The organism is Polynucleobacter sp. Fuers-14 (assembly GCF_018882045.1).
In the GTDB taxonomy this organism is placed as follows: domain Bacteria; phylum Pseudomonadota; class Gammaproteobacteria; order Burkholderiales; family Burkholderiaceae; genus Polynucleobacter.
Map to the genome: position 1 here is coordinate 18,098 of NZ_JACVPG010000013.1, position 16,403 is coordinate 34,500.

Annotated in this window: 19 protein-coding genes and 1 other RNA gene; 8 read left to right on the forward strand and 12 right to left on the reverse strand. The window is 45.7% G+C overall.

The window, feature by feature from the left end; translation table 11 throughout:
• Positions 1-705: 705 nt before the first annotated feature.
• The 7 genes from ICN40_RS08735 to ICN40_RS08765 form a co-directional block, all read right to left on the reverse strand.
• The gene (locus ICN40_RS08735; protein ID WP_216243466.1) at positions 706-933 is read right to left on the reverse strand and encodes a hypothetical protein; all 228 of its coding nucleotides are present in this window, start codon (positions 931-933) and stop codon (positions 706-708) included.
• A gap of 473 nt (positions 934-1,406) precedes the next feature.
• A complete protein-coding gene (locus tag ICN40_RS08740) occupies positions 1,407-2,723 on the reverse strand; it encodes a type II toxin-antitoxin system HipA family toxin (protein ID WP_216243468.1) in 1,317 nt (438 codons plus the stop codon).
• A complete protein-coding gene (locus ICN40_RS08745) occupies positions 2,723-3,064 on the reverse strand; it encodes a helix-turn-helix domain-containing protein (RefSeq protein WP_216243470.1) in 342 nt (113 codons plus the stop codon). The genes ICN40_RS08740 and ICN40_RS08745 overlap by 1 nt, the downstream gene beginning before the upstream one ends.
• Positions 3,065-3,371: 307 nt before the next feature.
• The gene (locus ICN40_RS08750) at positions 3,372-4,349 is read right to left on the reverse strand and encodes a nucleotidyl transferase AbiEii/AbiGii toxin family protein (RefSeq protein ID WP_216243472.1); all 978 of its coding nucleotides are present in this window, start codon (positions 4,347-4,349) and stop codon (positions 3,372-3,374) included.
• On the reverse strand, positions 4,336-4,746 hold the full coding sequence (locus ICN40_RS08755; RefSeq protein WP_173960798.1) for a DUF6088 family protein: 411 nt from the start codon (positions 4,744-4,746) through the stop codon (positions 4,336-4,338). Before ICN40_RS08755 ends, ICN40_RS08750 begins: the two co-directional genes overlap by 14 nt.
• A gap of 297 nt (positions 4,747-5,043) precedes the next feature.
• Positions 5,044-5,433 (reverse strand): 4-oxalocrotonate tautomerase family protein, encoded by a 390-nt coding sequence (locus ICN40_RS08760; protein WP_216243474.1) that lies wholly within the window; start codon positions 5,431-5,433, stop codon positions 5,044-5,046.
• A gap of 75 nt (positions 5,434-5,508) precedes the next feature.
• Positions 5,509-5,925 (reverse strand): MarR family winged helix-turn-helix transcriptional regulator, encoded by a 417-nt coding sequence (locus tag ICN40_RS08765; protein ID WP_216243475.1) that lies wholly within the window; start codon positions 5,923-5,925, stop codon positions 5,509-5,511.
• Between the two features lie 232 nt (positions 5,926-6,157).
• On the opposite strand from ICN40_RS08765, the gene ICN40_RS08770 reads away from it, so the two are divergent.
• The 7 genes from ICN40_RS08770 (at position 6,158) to ICN40_RS08800 (ending at position 9,617) form a co-directional block, all read left to right on the forward strand.
• A complete protein-coding gene (locus tag ICN40_RS08770; RefSeq protein WP_216223986.1) occupies positions 6,158-7,204 on the forward strand; it encodes a phage major capsid protein in 1,047 nt (348 codons plus the stop codon).
• 10 nt (positions 7,205-7,214) lie between these two features.
• Positions 7,215-7,613: a hypothetical protein gene (locus tag ICN40_RS08775; RefSeq protein ID WP_216243476.1), complete on the forward strand. Its 399-nt coding sequence runs from the start codon at positions 7,215-7,217 to the stop codon at positions 7,611-7,613.
• A gap of 173 nt (positions 7,614-7,786) precedes the next feature.
• Positions 7,787-8,320, forward strand: coding sequence for a hypothetical protein (locus tag ICN40_RS08780; RefSeq protein ID WP_216243477.1), 534 nt, complete (start codon positions 7,787-7,789; stop codon positions 8,318-8,320).
• Positions 8,317-8,655, forward strand: coding sequence for a M15 family metallopeptidase (locus tag ICN40_RS08785; protein WP_216243478.1), 339 nt, complete (start codon positions 8,317-8,319; stop codon positions 8,653-8,655). Before ICN40_RS08780 ends, ICN40_RS08785 begins: the two co-directional genes overlap by 4 nt.
• A gap of 47 nt (positions 8,656-8,702) precedes the next feature.
• Entirely contained in the window at positions 8,703-9,086 is a 384-nt protein-coding gene (locus ICN40_RS08790; protein WP_216243479.1) for a hypothetical protein, read from the forward strand.
• Positions 9,083-9,373, forward strand: coding sequence for a hypothetical protein (locus ICN40_RS08795; RefSeq protein ID WP_216243480.1), 291 nt, complete (start codon positions 9,083-9,085; stop codon positions 9,371-9,373). The genes ICN40_RS08790 and ICN40_RS08795 overlap by 4 nt, the downstream gene beginning before the upstream one ends.
• A 4-nt stretch (positions 9,374-9,377) precedes the next feature.
• A complete protein-coding gene (locus tag ICN40_RS08800) occupies positions 9,378-9,617 on the forward strand; it encodes a hypothetical protein (RefSeq protein WP_216243481.1) in 240 nt (79 codons plus the stop codon).
• A 27-nt stretch (positions 9,618-9,644) separates the two neighbouring features.
• On the opposite strand, the gene ICN40_RS08805 is transcribed toward ICN40_RS08800, so the two are convergent.
• From ICN40_RS08805 to ompA, 5 genes are all read right to left on the reverse strand, one after another.
• Positions 9,645-10,898 carry an integrase arm-type DNA-binding domain-containing protein gene (locus tag ICN40_RS08805; RefSeq protein WP_216243482.1) on the reverse strand — a complete coding sequence of 418 codons (1,254 nt, stop codon included), beginning with the start codon at positions 10,896-10,898 and terminating at the stop codon, positions 9,645-9,647.
• 161 nt (positions 10,899-11,059) lie between these two features.
• Positions 11,060-11,418: a transfer-messenger RNA gene (gene ssrA / locus ICN40_RS08810) on the reverse strand.
• Positions 11,419-11,479: 61 nt separating this feature from the next.
• The gene (locus ICN40_RS08815; RefSeq protein ID WP_216243484.1) at positions 11,480-12,160 is read right to left on the reverse strand and encodes an HAD family hydrolase; all 681 of its coding nucleotides are present in this window, start codon (positions 12,158-12,160) and stop codon (positions 11,480-11,482) included.
• Positions 12,161-12,168: 8 nt separating this feature from the next.
• Positions 12,169-12,858, reverse strand: coding sequence for a bifunctional 2-polyprenyl-6-hydroxyphenol methylase/3-demethylubiquinol 3-O-methyltransferase UbiG (gene ubiG, locus ICN40_RS08820; RefSeq protein ID WP_216243485.1), 690 nt, complete (start codon positions 12,856-12,858; stop codon positions 12,169-12,171).
• A gap of 96 nt (positions 12,859-12,954) precedes the next feature.
• Positions 12,955-13,521, reverse strand: a complete 567-nt coding sequence (gene ompA, locus ICN40_RS08825) for an outer membrane protein OmpA (protein ID WP_215320577.1) — start codon at positions 13,519-13,521, stop codon at positions 12,955-12,957.
• A 159-nt stretch (positions 13,522-13,680) separates the two neighbouring features.
• Between ompA and gyrA the strand changes: the two genes are divergently transcribed.
• The gene (gene gyrA, locus ICN40_RS08830; protein ID WP_216243486.1) at positions 13,681-16,395 is read left to right on the forward strand and encodes a DNA gyrase subunit A; all 2,715 of its coding nucleotides are present in this window, start codon (positions 13,681-13,683) and stop codon (positions 16,393-16,395) included.
• Positions 16,396-16,403: the final 8 nt, after the last annotated feature.

The window sequence follows — 16,403 nt, forward strand, 5'->3', positions numbered from 1 at the left end:
CGCTTAATGCTTGTTCCAGATTGGGTAATTTGAATTATTTGCTCGTTCTGATTAGACATTGAATTCTCGATAATTACGAACAAGTAGCTAATCTTCACCGCATGCTGCTTATATTGGAATCCCTTAAACGCGGGAGATCGAAGATGGCTGGAGAATGTCTAATTCATTGCACATGCCTTTCTATACTCGGTAGACGGCCCTACAGAACTAGCAATTGTTCACGATCTCTGTTTGGCATACAGATCAAAGGAGGGGGGTACTTTTTTGTTCTACCCAAGCCTGACCCATGACTCTAATCCACTAGCCTAGAAAAAATTTGACTTGCATCCTCAACCTGACCGAGGGAGTGGGCGCTAATACAGTGATGTGGAGAGGGCTTAATTCGTTGGCAAAGTTGTAATCTTGTCTTTGCGGCTACTGGCGGTACTTGAACTTTGTATTATTTGATAAATAAAAAACTAGATTGCGGTTGATGTTATCCAGAGCTGCCTCATTAGGAGTGCTACGGTATCGTGGATAGATATCTAAAGCAATACCGCTTACTTTTTTCTGGTCAATGCGTGCATCTAATTCTCAGAATTATTTTAAATTATTCATGCTCTAGAGATGGTCAATCTAATATGAACGCTATATAAAATTGCACGCCCCTATGTATTAAATTGGATTATTTCACTTTAATGTTGGGACAATTCCTTTATTTGCTTACTATTTTTTGATAGCGAGGGTTTGGTCTTCCACAGGCAGGCGCTCCCATTTTTTGATGTCTCTGGAAATTCCGAACATACAGTCATTAGCCACGGAGATTACTGCAGCAGCAATCGAGTTGTGGGCCCCCAATAATGTATTGCCATATAAGACATAAAACCGCATATCGTCAGACAGTGCAATATAGATTGGTTCTAACGCAGTTGCATGTTTTAAAAGCTTAATCACCTGTAGGTGCTCTTATGAATATAAAGCGCTACCGTAATAGAAGTCCTTGTAACTTGCCATCCCATAAATTGGGGGCAATTAAAAAGACCCCCCTACTTTTTCGACACTGGGCCTAATTGGCTTGAAGTCTGATTGGGTTGAATGTTCTATTGCCCGATCATCCTATCAAATGCGCCCATGCTCGTATTGCTAAGATTGATCAGGCTCAAAGCGCCCCTGACGATTTCGCCACAAGAACGGTTCTGGCGCGCGAATTGGCTTGCAATAGATTCCCCGAAAAGTTTACTTTACGAGTTGCCTTAAAAATACCCGATAACCTTTATAAAATATGAGTATCGGGTTTATCTATGAGGGGTAGGCGGGGCAATCACTGCGCCTTATTGACTAAAAATTTTCTTATTAGGGAATCGTTTACTCATAAAGCAAACAAATTCAATGTCTTTAAAGTGGATTTAGAAAGATGGACTTACTGCTCACGCCGGCCAGCCTTTGGATAAAGTCTTGATTAATTCAGGGCTACAAATATCGTCAATGTGCCTAAAGGCCCGGGAGATTTCTTTCATTTGTTCTGCAGGAATTCCGAGGTTTTCGAAGTGTGTTTTCCACTGCCTAGTTACTCGCCACACGCGATCGATAATGGAGCTTGCTTGCTGTGCGGATAAACCGAAGCGTTCTTTAGCCCCATAGGCATTGTCTAGGGTTGCTAGCTTGCCTTGAGGTCCAATGCCTAGATGTTGATAGCGCTCACTTGCAATGACTGCATGTGGCATTACATCATAGAGTGGGCTTAGGCTCCAGCCTTTAAGCTCCTGATTCCATAAGAAGGCATGATTGCGTAGATGATCATCATCGTTACTGACAAAAAGGTTAAAGATCATGCGTGCATATAGTTCTTCAACATCCGATTTGACTGTTTGAACCAGGCAATATCTGCGTATGGCATCTGCAATATCCATATAGCTTTTTGTATTGGACTCTGATTCATGGCAAGCAACAAGGGTGAGGGCGCTAACCACATGATGACGAATCTCTACTGGTCGGGCTGAAGCGGTCCAAGAGCGATCAAAACGTTTGACCATTAACACCTTTTTCTTGCCAACTTGCTCTAATTGAGTTTGCGTTACATTGAGGCCAGCTAATTCTGCAAGTTTTAGGGTGGCGTATTCAATGCTTGGCACATCTAAACTGCCATCATTGTTGCCTGGGAATTTGGCCATCCATAAAATGTTGTCATCATCACGTACGCTTGCCTTTGGGCGCATACCCCCTAGGCCACTACCCACAATCAAAATTCTCGATAACGCTTCTGATACTGGTAAGCCAGCCTCAATCTTTTGTGCACCTTCCAGTACGTAAGATAGATTGTGAATACTTTCATGAGCAGGGTGCTCTTCTTGATCTAAGGAGGCTCGAACATCCAATGCCCCAATGCGATCACTACCAGCTTCAAGTAGGTAGGCTGATTCTGGCAGGCTATTAGCTGGAACCTTAAGTCTTGCTTCAATGACTCTTCTTCCCCATGAATCAGGTGCAGCATCACGAATTCCGCCAAAAGCTTCTAGGCCATTTGGTGGAACGAGGCGCCTGCCTTTGATCTCGCTTTTATTCTTAAGACTAAGGGCAATAGGATCAATTTCCTGTGCATTGCCCCTATCTAGGTAGCGCAGGCCATAAGCAAATGAAGATGCAATAAGTCTTGAGCCTTCTTCATCTGCTTGCAGTTGTCCTGCTGGCACAAATTCACCATCAAGATTGGCAAAAACAAACAGCTCTTTAGTCGTGTTTGCCATCAGAAATCAAGCGCTTTCAATTCAGCTGCACTTAAGTCACGAACGCGTTGTGGGCGCGAGCGACGCTCTAGGGCAGCGATCGCAGGATCATTGCCGCTTAAGAGTTGCAATAAGGTCATGCCTGGAGCGATTGCATCTAAGTAACGCAGGAGCGCGCCAATGGCAACGCCAGGATCACCCTTTTCAATGCGTTGGGCAGTTGCACGAGCAAGGCCAGCTCGAACCGCAGCCTCACCTTGGCGAACATGACGTGCAAGGCGTAAGGACACTAGGCATTGCGCTATTTCAGCGGATTGGCCAAGTTGCTTTGATGCTAGAGATAGCTGTTGATCTACGCGCATAGTTGCCTCATGCTGTTCATTAAGTACAGGGCACCAATATACCTGTTTAGACCTGATTGGTCAATAAAAATGACTCATAAATAAGTCATTAATGCACTTAAGGACCTATTTATGAGTCATTTATTGATTTTTAATGGGTGGAGTACAGGCGGTCTATTTCCGTCAAGGGCGCCCCAAAGGGGTGGCTTGCGAACCCTTGATAGCCACAGGCAAAGAAACGCTTATTTATGCCCAAGGTGGCGCGATCAGATATCTCGAAGTTTATGAACCTCAGTTTCAGTCTTATGTACCTACGGGGCTTAGCCTCTTAGCGAGAAAGATTAGGTAGGGCTAACTTAAGAGTTTGATAGAACCCAGAGAACGCATCTTCAAATGAGGGTGCGTTCTTGTCATAGACCATCACCCTAATGAATTGATCATAGGTATCTTTAGTCTTTGCATCAGACTTAGCGTACTCCATCGCTTTACGAATTTCACCAAGCAGGTCGGTTACAAAGGCGCTATGTTGACTTGCAAAGTCTTCCGCATCCTTTTGAATGACTTGATTTACTAGGTTTGATAGATTGCCTTGTTGATCTTTTAGGATGGATGGATTCTTTTGGATGATCTGATAAACGTCATAGAGGTGACGTACCAATGCGGTATCAAGCCTCTCATTATTTTTTGCCATCGATAGAGCTAAGCGTCTTGGGAAGGTAATGAGCTTTTCCGCTAATGCTTCGCTTAAATCTACACATGGCACCCTAAAGCTAGGACCAGTATCCATACCTGCCAATGAATCAAACAAGAGGGTGATTGCTTTATCTTGTTTGGGCGCGCGCAATGGGCTATAGCTCACTTCCAGCTTGAGGTTCGCGCGCATCCCAGAGCTTACTTCAAAGTGGGTGGAATACTGGATATCAAACTCAATAAAGTTATTGTTATCTTGAGCATCCCTTGAGATGAACTCTGACTTAAAGCCGGCGCCATTGAGCGCTAGCTCAAGATCATCCTTGAGCTTACTCATGCTAGAGCGAATTTTGCTCTTAGTAAGCGCCCCCGAAGCCTTTGGTGACGCCTTGATATCGACATCTTCAGAGACTCGCTCTAACAGCCCGTAGGCCTTAGATAAGCAAGTACCCCCGCAGAAGACTAAATCAAAGTCTGGGTTATTGATGTTGGCAATAGCGGCCAAGGCATCGGTAACCATAAAATCTTTTTCAAGGGCGAATTCAGAAATACCAAACTCTAACTCATTGATGACATCTAAAACTTGGAGTCTTTGGGTGTCGTTAATTCTTTTCATAGACTAGGCTACGACTGCCTACTGAGAGCTTGCGACATACCCTAGCGTTGCCAATATTGAGAACGGGAAGCATGGGCACCTGAGTGCTATCACCTTGAATCAGGGCGCGCATATCTTTGCCTACATCAGCTTTGATACCCAGTTTTTTCATGGTCTCAAGGCCGATGTTGATCAGGCTTTCATCTGCCACTGGTTTGCCAGAGATGGAAGAGGGGCGCGCCTTTACATACGTGCCATACCCAAGGCGCATTAGTTTGCCTTCATCCGATAACTCTTTCACTACACGGCATACCTGGCGGTAAGTGCCAAATCGATTGAAGTCATCACGCAAGAAGACCTTGCCTTTTGAATTACGTAGGCTAGCCAAAATGCGGTCTTTGGTTGTTGCTTTAGCCATCTTGGCCTCCTTTCCTGATTAAGCCTTAATTATATACAAAAATATGACATTGATGTCCTATTTTTGTATAAGTAGATGCTGACTTAAATCCATGTAAAACATGAGCTTTAAGCTATTTTATTGGGTAAAAATACCATTAGGTATCCATGGTTAATAAACGAGGAGGCATTCCGTCAAGGGCGCCCCAAAGGGGTGGCTTGCGCACCCTTGACGGCCACTGCCAAAGAAACGCTTATTTATGCCCAAGGTGGCGCAATGACACATTGGGCATAAAGACCAGTGCGGCTTAGTGATTGCCTACTGGTGATATCGGTATTCCTGGGTCTTTCCGCCATATCCATATGAGGCAGCCCTGACATCCTGCACGTAGATGTAACTTTCTTCATGCAAGTTTCCTAAGATGCCAGCAAAGCCCTCAAAAGCCTCTTTAATGTATCTAGCCTTCTCATCCTTGGTATTGGTTTCATCGGTGATCTTGATATCAAAGTAAAAGCTATTCATGTTTTGATCGCTCAATAACTTCCCGCCAACCATCCAGCATTCAGGATCTACATATTCAATCGCAATTGCAGTTACTTCCTTCTTCTTACCTAGAATCCGATGAGTTAGGTCTAAGAGTAGTTCATGTATTGCTTTGGTGGTGGCAGCATTCTTTTGGCCGCTGACCTTTACGTTCAAGATGGGCATATTTATCTCCTTGGTTAATTGAAAGTAATTAGCTATGCAACTATTACTTAAATAAAAAAACTCACAAATCAATGCTTACTTCAGGGCTGATGCAATAGTCCTCATTTGGGTTACAACGGATTCAAACTCATTACTACCCAATAACTTCTTCATGCGCTTGGTAACAGCAGCACTAGCAGCATTTAGGTCAACCTTGATCTTTGTAGCGCTAGGGGTGGGATGAATCTCTTGCTCCCGACCATCCTTTGCGGATGAAGCCCGTTTGATAAAACCTAGCCGCTCTAAGCCATCTAACCCTCTAGTAGCAGTAGGGCGACTGATGTTCATTTCTAAGGCTAGTTCACTTTGTAACAGGGGTGCCTTATCTAAAACTACCCTAAGCATAAATGCTTGGGACGGGGTGAGGCCAAAGGGTTTAAATGCACTGGTCCATTCCCGCTCTAGCTGGCGAGCTAAGCTGGTGGTATTGAAATAGAGGCATTGTTCAAACATGGGGTTAGTGTAATCCATATTGATTAGCTATGCAACTATATTGTAAATATCAACAAAAACCCCACAAATATCCCAAACCTATATCTACCACCCCAATAATTGATCTCAGTGCTTCACGCCATCGCGTAAAAGCTAGAGTCGCGACTAGCAGCGTAGCAATGGATGGGTTCACGCTCCATCACTAGGTATTGAAGCCAACTAATTTAATAAATAACTATTGATGGGGTGGCATATGCCAATTTCAAACACGGACTTGCAAGAGTTAGCTAAGGTTTCCTTAGATGAGTACCTGCGCAATCTACCAGTTGATCAAATCGCTGTAGAGAGACCTTTCCTTAAAAAACTCATGGAAGGACGGAAAAGCCTATTGGGTGCAAAACAGAACGTAGTCGAGAACATCCGTAAAGAGCACGGCAGTAACTTTAGCTGGGCCTTTGGCGAGGAGACGGTTAAGTTCAATAAACGCAACACCACTGAGCAAGCCTCATTTCCTTGGCGTAGAGCGGTTGATGGCCTCTATATCGACTATGACCGATTATTTAGTAACGGCATCAAAGTACGTGAGGGTGGGGCGCGTGGTTTCCAATTGGAATATAACGAGCGCGTACAACTGATCAACCTCTTGGATGAGCAGTTAGAGGTCCTGCGAGAAGGCTTTCTCAATAAGCTGGACTTGGAGCTGCACCGCGACGGCTCGCACGGCGCAGATGCAGTAGTCGGCCTAGACAGCCTAGTAAGCCTAGCACCGGATGCTGGAACAGTTGGAGGCATTGATCGAGCCAAAGCAAGCTACTGGCGTAACTACGCTGTCAAAGACATTGCCTCTACAGCGCCAGGAAATTTAGTGGGCGAGATGGAGACTGCATGGCGTCAATGCATTAAACATGGCGGTAGCCCTGATTTCATTATTGCCGGTGGCAAGTTCATTGATACCTATCGCAAACAGGTTACGGTGACTCATATCGCTGGATCAGGCGAGACCAAGTACATCGATGCCGGTGTAGGTGCTGGCGTAAATACAGGTCTAGCGTTTAAAGGCGTAGAGATCATCTGGGATCCACAGTTTGATGAACTTGATGCTATGGCCAATCGGACAGTTGAATGGAGTAAGCGCTGTTACTTCCTCAACACCCGCTTTATGAAGCTGCGTGACGACGATTTAGATATCGTTGCCCCCATCCGCCCGCATGACACGCTCGCTATGTATGCCATGGTGAACCTGCGTTGCGCTTTATCCATCTCACGAGCTAATGCCCATGCGGTATTGGCGATTCAATAAGGAGGACGAAATGAATAACAGCATGAACCATAAAGAACTCATTCATAGTGACTTCCAAATTAAAGAGGTGGAAGCGGTAGTGCGCAGGGATGCGTTCACAACCATTCATGTGTATGTACCGCCCTATGAAACTAACATCCTTCGAAATCTGTTTGGGCGAGAGAACGTCACGGTGTTCGAGCGCCCATCAAAGACCACTATTACTCCAGGGCAGGAGTACGACCGTCTATGTGCTAAGTATGGCCATGAGGTCGTAGCTAAAGTCTTTGGTGAGGATGATGGTGATCGCCTAATGGAAATAGTAGAGGGGCTAATGGCTGAAGGAAAACTCTCGGTTCAAGAGCAAACATTAGAAAATGCTCATGAGCTAGATTCAACACAAGAAAGCAAAGGAGCCAAGAAACGCTAGCAGTAGGGAAGATCACCGCTAGCGGCCGGTGTTTGGGTGCGGCTGTGGGTGTTGAAGTAACTATGGTGTGTGGGCGCGCGTAACTGCGCCCCACTGCCAACACAAATAAAAGCCTAGGCGGTAGTGGGGCGGTGGACTTCCTTATTCCAAGCATCAAGAAAAGAACTAATGACATGCTTCCAATCATCACATCTCTAGTACAAACCTTGGCCGTCAATGGCCTTGGTCTGCTTGCGGGCGCGGTTCAAGCTAAAGGCAAGGAATTTATTGAGAGCAAGATTGGGGCGCGCATTCCCGACAATCCCAGTCGGGAAGATCTTATTAAGCTTAAGCAGCTAGAAATCGAGCAAGAGCAACTCTTATTGCAATACACCCTGAAACAAAAAGAACTCGAGATTGAAGAATCCAAACTTCTGGCGGAGATGCATCGAGCCTCACAAGATAATGCCACTAATCGTTGGCAATCAGATATGGGTAGCGATTCAAGGCTATCCAAGAATATTCGCCCTGGCACGCTGGTCTACATCCTCACGGCCTATCTGTTATTTGCATTGCTCTCAGCCATGGGTATAGATATCAATGAAGCTTATGTAAAGCTCCTAGGTGAATGGGGTCAGCTAGTCATGTTGGCTTACTTTGGCGGTAGATCTGTGGAGAAGATCTTCGAGATGCGTATGCATTGTTCAAGTAAAAAAGAAGATCAATGACTAGCCTAGTAAAGGAGCAAGCTGCATTCTTGATCGACGTCAGTAGACTGATTCAGTTTGCTACTGCGGAAGGGTGGGTTATTACGGGCGGTGAGCTATGGCGCTCACCAGAGCAACAAGCGATCTACTTTAAGAGCGGTAGATCAAAGACCATGAATAGCAACCACCTCAGGCGCTGCGCTATTGATCTGAACTTCTTCTGGAATGGAGAGCTAGTTTGGGATAAAGAGCTCATTCGTACGATTGGCGAATATTGGGAAAGCCTGAGCCCTAAGAACAGGTGGGGCGGTAATTTCAAAGGCTTTGTCGATGTACCGCATTTTGAGCGGATGTAGGCAAAAATTAATGTGCTAATTAAAAAAATAATTATTAGAATGGCAGTATGTTAAATCAAGATAAATTCTTTTCAAAGGCTATGGGATCGGTTGCCGCTTTAACTGTTCGCAGCGCCCTAAATCCCATGCTATGGCTGTGTGGAATAGTCACGTTGCCGATACTTGTGATTAGCTCGTTTATTCCTAGTATCGGTTTGTTGTTCCAAATTCTTGCATGTATTCCAGTTGGTGTTGCGTGCTTTGGATTCTTTTTTCTTCTCTTCTTTGATAGGGATAGGTTGCAATCAGAGAATTACCAAATTAGAAAACAAAGCCTTGAATTAATTGAGCAAAAGGGTGACTTACAACCAATTGAAGCAACCACAATTGAATTGATTGCAAACCCTGAATCTTTGACGCACTCCTCCAGAGAGTCTGGAGAATCTGAATGAAAAAAGCATATCTATTAATTTATAGCGATGCTACTGGCACACGCGAAGAAATAAAAAATTGGGCTGATTCAGAAAGCCAGGTTGAAACTTGGCGCTATGATCTTCCGCACTGCTTTTATTTGATCTCAGAGGCAAGTGCCAAGGATTTGGCCAAGTCACTCAGATCCTTCACTGGTGAAAAGGGTAGATTTTTAATATCCGAGGCTGGAGATAATCGAAATGGTTGGTTGCCACCGGAGACATGGCATCTTTTGAGAGCAAAATCCCATAAACCCAAGGAGAAATAAATTTATGGGAAAGCCTGAAGGTGCATACAAGAAAGCTCGTGTTTCTGGGATCGTTTCTTACTTGAATGAGCTGGGTCAACGTGTCGGCGTACCTAAGGGTCCTTGTGAGATTTCGGATAATGGTGGATACGGGCCATTTTTTTTAAGATGGGAATTCAATGGAAATAAGTTCCAAATCGAGTTATCCCTTAACGAATTTTCTCAATATAGCAATACAAAAGATTTTGTGATTCTTGAGGATTAGTGTTTAGTTATTTATTAAGTGGACACGTTAGGCTACCTTCTTCTTTAATTCAATAACCTCAGCCCCATTCTGCGCATGGGCCAGTTTCTCGCCCCACCACTTATATAGCCCAACCCTCTGAGTAAATCGTTCTCCACGATCATATGCGCGCACAACTTCATTGCCATGCGCATGATCTAGCGCTAACTCAACAACATCCTGTTCAAAACCATTATCCCTAGCAAGTGTTGAGAAGGCGCTGCGCCAGCCATGTGGTGCATGCTTGCCCGCCATATTAAGTGTTACTCGATAAGCTTTCTCTAGACTTTCACGGCTGATGTATTGATTACCAGTAGGCGAAGGAAATACATAACCTCGTCTACCAAACAGTTTCCCCCATGCCTTTAACTCTGCAGTGATTTGCGGACCCAAAGGAATTCGATGATCGCCAACACGTGTGTGATCTTTCATCTTCGCGCGAGGTATTACCCAGATTGGAATATCTGCATCAAGATCAAATTCTTTCCACTCAGCTTGGACAACGTTGCTAATACGCGTTGCACTAAATGCAAGAAGGCGATGAGCTGCTCTAACTGATGGTGAGAGACGTGCGGCATCTGCAGCACGTAAGAGGGCGCCTAAAGAATTCCAATCCAGTAATGCCGGCATGCGTCCATTGGTTTTCTTTCTAGGAAGAATTTCCTTCACTGGTGCAGCAGAATTTCCCTCACACAAACCTTTAGCCTGGGCATAACGAAAGACACCATTGAGGTGCTGCAAAATTCTTGTGGCAGTTTCTAGAACATCTCGTTTGTTGATGGTCTCAATTGCCTTGGCAATAACTGATGGAGTAATGCTTTCAATAGGCAGCGCCCCCAGAGATTTATAAACATCCCGCTCAAAAGCCCTTTTGGATTTCGTGAAGTGGGTTGCACTCCATTCTTTCTCTTTCATGGAGAACCATTCTTCGGCTACAGCTTTAAAGGTGCTGTCACTTTGAGATGCGGCATTGGCTCTATTAAGACGTCTGGAGATTACTGGATCCTGGCCTTTGGTAAGACAGGCTTTGACCTCGTTTAGCTCTAGTCTTGCTTGAGCCAAACTGTTTTGTGGATACCCACCAATGGAATAACTTTTTTCTTTGCCTTCGATGCGATATTTGATGCGCCAAATAGCAGTTTGGGTCTGGGTGATAAGTAAATAAAGGCCTCGACCATCTGCAAGCTTGCTACCTGGGGCTGAGCGGTTGACGAAGCTCTTGATCCCTTTGTCTGTAAGCTTTCCAGAAATACCCCCAACCATGTTTTTGACCCTGTTCGATTTTGCTCCGATGCCCCCAATAATACCCCCAGCGTATTTGGATACAGCAGAATCTAGAAAGACCACAATGGGCGTACAGCCCTTTATTTACAAAGAAAAACGCCACCCAGGTGGGTGGCGTTGGACTGTTACATACTTCAAAATGGTGGAACCGGCGGGAATCGAACCCGCGTCCGCAAATCCTCCACAACAAGTTCTACATACTTAGTCATATCATTTAATTTAGCCAGCTAGGCACAGATTGACACGTTCCACGCTGACGATTCACTAAGTTTTCGAATCATTCCCCGTGACATGAAATGATCTTATCTCTTGTAAATGACCCTGATCTAGCTTGCGCTAGCTGACCCAAGAGAGAATCAGTTCAGGGGCAACCGCAATTAAGCGGCTAGTGCGAAACGTTCGTCGTTTGCAGTTAAAACATTCCCATTGATTTACGAGATAACGGGTCCTCGGTATGCCCTTGATGCTTTGTAACCCACGTCGAAACCATGTCGGTCCCAGAATGCATGCATTGGTACCGCCTATTTTAAAGCCGGCAGCTTTAAATTGTTGAATATCTTTTATTCCCTATTGGGAAAGATGATTTGCAGTAGCTCGAGAGGCTTATTAACGATGTAATCGGCCCCCCAGGCCTCTGGAGGCTCTTTACAGCCACAGTAGCCATAAGCGGCTGCGACAGTCTTCATTCCTGCTGCTTTGCCTGCCACAACATCTCTAATGTCATCGCCTATATAAAGTGATTTTGTAGGATCTACTTTAGCTATTCTGGCGGCGTGCAAGATAGGCTCAGGATGGGGTTTTGAATACGGTGTTGTATCGCCAGAAACGGTAGAAATAGCTCTTTGGCGTAAACCCATTAATTCAGTAAGAGGATTGGTAAAGCGCTCACTTTTATTCGTAACAATGCCCCAGGGGAGCTTGGCTTGATCCATTTGATCCAGTAAGTGGCTCATGTCATCGAATAATTTACTCTCTACCAGCAATGCTTTTTCATAATTACTGAAAAATTCATCGCGCAATAGAGTGAAATCCGCATGATCGGGGCTAATGCCAAAGGCGCCTTCGAGTAATCCGCGAGCACCAGCTGAAGCGTATGGGCGAAGAAATTCATATGGCTTGGGAGCAAGATTGCGCGCAACGAGCAATTGATTGGTTGCCGCTACTAAATCAGGTGCGGTATCAGCTAACGTGCCATCTAAATCAAAAAAGATTCCGGCGTAAGGGCTTAAAAGATTGCTCATGTATTGAATTATTTACGAACGGCAATCATATAGTTCACATCGATATCATCATTCAAGCTATAGACCTGAGTGAGTGGGTTGTAGCTCATACCCTTCATGCCAAGCATTTCCAAGCCCGCATGGCGAGTAAAGGCGACGAGCTCAGAAGGTTTGATGAATTTAGCGTACTCGTGAGTACCTCTGGGAAGTAATTTCAGAATGTATTCAGCACCAATAATGGCAAATAAGTAGGACTTAGGGCTGCGGTTGAGGGTGCTAAAAAATAACGTGCCCCCAGGCTTACAAAGTTTGGCGCAAGCACGCACCACTGACGCTGGGTCCGGCACATGTTCAAGCATCTCCATGCAAGTCACTACATCGTATTGTTCGGGCTGCTCATCAGCCAACGCTTCTGCTGAGATGGAGCGATAAGTGAGGTTTGCACCTACTTCTAATGCGTGTAATTCAGCTACTTTGAGAGCTTTTTCAGATAAATCGATACCGGTAGTATCTGCGCCTGACTGGGATATGGATTCTGCCAAGATGCCACCGCCGCAACCGATATCAACCACCTTCTTGCCTTCTAAGCTAACAAAGGACTTAATCCATTTCAGGCGCAGTGGGTTGATGGCGTGCAGGGGTTTGAATTCGCTATTAGGATCCCACCAACGATGGGCTAGGGCGCTAAATTTGGCGATTTCTGACTGGTCGACGTTCATATAAATGGGCTAATTGTGAGGCTATTGGAGAAGTCTATGAATATAGCGGAAATAAAAAAGCCCGCTAGAAGCGGGCTTTTTTACAAGTAAAGTGAATTACTTAGCTGCTGTACCAACAACTTCGATGTCGGTGCGGCGGTTCTTAGCGCGGCCTTCAGCAGTTGCATTTGATGCAACTGGATTGCTCTTGCCTTTTGATTCTGTGTAGATGCGGCTACCGTCAACACCTTTGCTTGTCAGGTAAGTCTTAACTGACTGAGCACGACGCTGACCGAGGGCCATGTTGTATGCATCTGTACCAACGCTGTCAGTGTTACCAACAGCGATGATTACTTCTAACTTAATTTTCTTCAAGTCAGCAGCGATCTTGTCCAATGTAGCTTTACCTTCTGGTTTCAAATCAGACTTATTGAAGTCATAAAGTGTGTCAGCTTGCAAAGTGATTTTGCTTTGGCTAACGCCAGCAGCAGCAGCAGTCAACGCACCGTCACAACCTTTAGCTGCAGTAGCAGGTGTCCAGTTGTTATCGCGCCAGCACAATGTGCCATCGCCGTTTTTCCAGTTTAGGGCGCCATCGCCGTTTTGCCAGTTATCAGAAGCCATCGCTGCAGTAGCAGAAACAGTAATAACAGAAGCGAGCAACACTCTTAGGGTTTTGTTCATTTTTAGTCCTCAAAAATCTCTTTTTTAATTAAAGTCAAACTTAAATGTAATTCGCCCTACCTTGATGCAAAAACTGCAAAGCGACACATCTCAATTTCGTACAAACTGACAGAATCTTAGCATAGGGCCTACCTGTCATCAAAATGATATTATTTCTAGATGGAACAAGCCGCTAAAGAAACACTACCAATATCCCTCGAAGACGAAATGCGGCGGTCCTATTTGGACTACGCAATGAGCGTCATCGTCGGCAGAGCCCTGCCAGACGTGCGTGATGGCCTCAAACCGGTTCACCGCCGGGTCTTATTCGCAATGTATGAATTAAACAACGATTGGAACCGAGCTTACAAAAAATCTGCCCGTATAGTTGGCGATGTAATCGGTAAATACCATCCGCACGGTGATTCTGCGGTGTATGACACGATCGTTCGGATGGCCCAGGACTTCTCTCTGCGCTATATGCTGGTTGATGGGCAGGGTAACTTTGGCTCCGTAGATGGCGATAACGCTGCTGCAATGCGCTATACCGAGATCCGTCTCCGCAAGATAGCTCATGAGCTTTTGGCCGATTTGGACAAGGAAACGGTCGATTTTGGGCCGAATTACGACGGTAGCGAGAAAGAACCCTTGATTCTGCCTGCCAAAGTGCCTAATTTGCTCATAAATGGCAGTTCTGGCATTGCTGTAGGTATGGCGACCAATATCCCCCCTCATAACCTCGATGAGGTGGTTACAGCCTGTTTGCACGTGCTGCACAACCCTGAATGCACAATTGATGAGCTCATTGAGATCATCCCAGCCCCGGATTTCCCGACCGCCGGCATTATTTATGGCGTTCAAGGAGTCCGTGAGGGCTATCGCACTGGCCGTGGTCGCGTGGTCATGCGTGCGAAGACTCACTTTGAAGATTTGGATAAGGGCGCGCGTCAAGCCATCATTGTTGATGAGTTGCCGTACCAGGTAAATAAAAAGAACTTGCTCGAGCGCATCGCTGAGTTAGTGAATGAGAAAAAAGTAGAAGGTATTTCTGATTTACGTGATGAATCAGATAAATCCGGTATGCGCGTTGTTATCGAATTGAAGCGCGGTGAAGTGCCTGAAGTTGTTCTTAATAATTTATATAAGAGTACACAGCTCCAAGATAACTTCGGTATGAACATGGTGGCATTGGTAGATAACCAACCACGCTTGTTGAACTTGAAGCAGATGCTTGAGTACTTCTTGCAGCATCGTCGTGAAGTAGTGACACGTCGTACGATTTTTGAATTGCGTAAAGCACGTGATCGTGGCCATGTCTTAGAAGGTTTGGCTGTTGCATTGGCAAACATCGATGAGTTCATTGCGCTTATTAAAGCTGCTGCGAACCCTGTGATTGCTAAGCAAGAATTGATGGGCAAAGCTTGGGATTCACCGATGGTGCGAGAGATGTTGGCGCGTGCTGAAGCTGATACGCCGGGCGGCCGCAACGCTTATCGTCCAGAGGGATTGTTGCCTGAGTACGGCATGCAAACTACTGGCTTATATCGCCTCTCTGATAGCCAGGCGCAAGAGATTTTGCAGATGCGTTTACAACGCTTGACTGGTCTTGAGCAAGATAAGATTGTTAACGAATACAAAGAAGTGATGTCAGAGATTTCTGACTTACTTGATTTGTTGGCAAAGCCAGAGCGTGTAACTCAAGTGATCGAATCAGAGTTGAAAGAAGTTCAAGCGGAGTTTGGTATTGCTGGTGGTGATACAGGTCGTCGTTCATTCATCGAAATGAATGCCACCGAACTCTTCACAGAAGATTTGATTACACCGCAGGATATGGTGGTGACTCTTTCAAATACTGGTTACATGAAGAGTCAACCACTGAGTGAATATCGCGCCCAAAAACGTGGCGGTCGCGGCAAGCAAGCTGCAGCTACTAAGAATGAAGATTGGATTGACACACTCTTCGTTGCGAACACCCATGACATTATTTTGTGCTTCTCCGATCGCGGTCGGATGTATTGGCTCAAAGTTTGGGAAGTGCCGCAAGGTAGTCGCACCTCTCGTGGCAAGCCAATCGTCAATATGTTCCCGCTGATTGAAGGCGAGAAGATCACCGTGATTCTGCCGATCAAGGGCTACCAGGATGATCATTACGTCTTTATGGCTACTAGCTTGGGCACTGTGAAGAAGACTCGCTTGTCTGACTTCTCTAACCCACGTAAGGCCGGCATCATTGCGGTTGACTTGAATGAAAACGACTTCTTAGTTGGCGCAGCGATTACCGATGGTCAGCACGATGTCATGTTGTTCTCTGACGCTGGTAAAGCAGTGCGCTTTGACGAGAACGATGTTCGCCCAATGGGTCGTACCGCACGCGGTGTGCGCGGCATGAACTTAGGCGAAGGCCATCAAGTGATCGCTATGTTGGTTGCTCCAGCAGAAGCTGCAGAAGGTGCTGAAGCGGCTGTGGTTGATGCGGACGGTATTGCAATTCCAAGTAGCGTATTGACGGCTACAGAGAATGGTTACGGTAAGCGTACGCCAATCGCTGAATACACTCGACATGGACGCGGCACAAAGGGCATGATCGCCATTCAGACTTCAGAGCGTAACGGTAAGGTAGTTGCGGCTGCATTGGTATCTCCAGAAGATCAAATTATGTTGATCACTACTGGCGGTATCTTGGTTCGCACGCGTGTTTCTGAAATCCGTGAAATGGGGCGCGCTACTCAAGGCGTTACTTTGATCAATGTGGATGAAGGTACGCGCTTATCAGGTCTGCAGCGTATTGCTGAGAGCGATTCGGACGAAGAAGTTGATGTTGATGGCGCAGTAGAAGGTGATGTATCTGCTGACCCAACAACCGACTCTAATGACGATACGGCAGGTGACGCTTAAGCGTCACC

Coding starts and splice junctions, on each gene's coding strand:
- ICN40_RS08740 (WP_216243468.1), bottom strand. CDS start 2,723: ATGGCAAACACGACTAAAGAGCTGTTTGTTTTTGCCAATCTTGATGGT.
- ICN40_RS08745 (WP_216243470.1), bottom strand. CDS start 3,064: ATGCGCGTAGATCAACAGCTATCTCTAGCATCAAAGCAACTTGGCCAA.
- ICN40_RS08750 (WP_216243472.1), bottom strand. CDS start 4,349: ATGAAAAGAATTAACGACACCCAAAGACTCCAAGTTTTAGATGTCATC.
- ICN40_RS08755 (WP_173960798.1), bottom strand. CDS start 4,746: ATGGCTAAAGCAACAACCAAAGACCGCATTTTGGCTAGCCTACGTAAT.
- ICN40_RS08760 (WP_216243474.1), bottom strand. CDS start 5,433: ATGCCCATCTTGAACGTAAAGGTCAGCGGCCAAAAGAATGCTGCCACC.
- ICN40_RS08765 (WP_216243475.1), bottom strand. CDS start 5,925: ATGTTTGAACAATGCCTCTATTTCAATACCACCAGCTTAGCTCGCCAG.
- ICN40_RS08770 (WP_216223986.1), top strand. CDS start 6,158: ATGCCAATTTCAAACACGGACTTGCAAGAGTTAGCTAAGGTTTCCTTA.
- ICN40_RS08775 (WP_216243476.1), top strand. CDS start 7,215: ATGAATAACAGCATGAACCATAAAGAACTCATTCATAGTGACTTCCAA.
- ICN40_RS08780 (WP_216243477.1), top strand. CDS start 7,787: ATGCTTCCAATCATCACATCTCTAGTACAAACCTTGGCCGTCAATGGC.
- ICN40_RS08785 (WP_216243478.1), top strand. CDS start 8,317: ATGACTAGCCTAGTAAAGGAGCAAGCTGCATTCTTGATCGACGTCAGT.
- ICN40_RS08790 (WP_216243479.1), top strand. CDS start 8,703: ATGTTAAATCAAGATAAATTCTTTTCAAAGGCTATGGGATCGGTTGCC.
- ICN40_RS08795 (WP_216243480.1), top strand. CDS start 9,083: ATGAAAAAAGCATATCTATTAATTTATAGCGATGCTACTGGCACACGC.
- ICN40_RS08800 (WP_216243481.1), top strand. CDS start 9,378: ATGGGAAAGCCTGAAGGTGCATACAAGAAAGCTCGTGTTTCTGGGATC.
- ICN40_RS08805 (WP_216243482.1), bottom strand. CDS start 10,898: ATGGTTGGGGGTATTTCTGGAAAGCTTACAGACAAAGGGATCAAGAGC.
- ICN40_RS08815 (WP_216243484.1), bottom strand. CDS start 12,160: ATGAGCAATCTTTTAAGCCCTTACGCCGGAATCTTTTTTGATTTAGAT.
- ubiG (WP_216243485.1), bottom strand. CDS start 12,858: ATGAACGTCGACCAGTCAGAAATCGCCAAATTTAGCGCCCTAGCCCAT.
- ompA (WP_215320577.1), bottom strand. CDS start 13,521: ATGAACAAAACCCTAAGAGTGTTGCTCGCTTCTGTTATTACTGTTTCT.
- gyrA (WP_216243486.1), top strand. CDS start 13,681: ATGGAACAAGCCGCTAAAGAAACACTACCAATATCCCTCGAAGACGAA.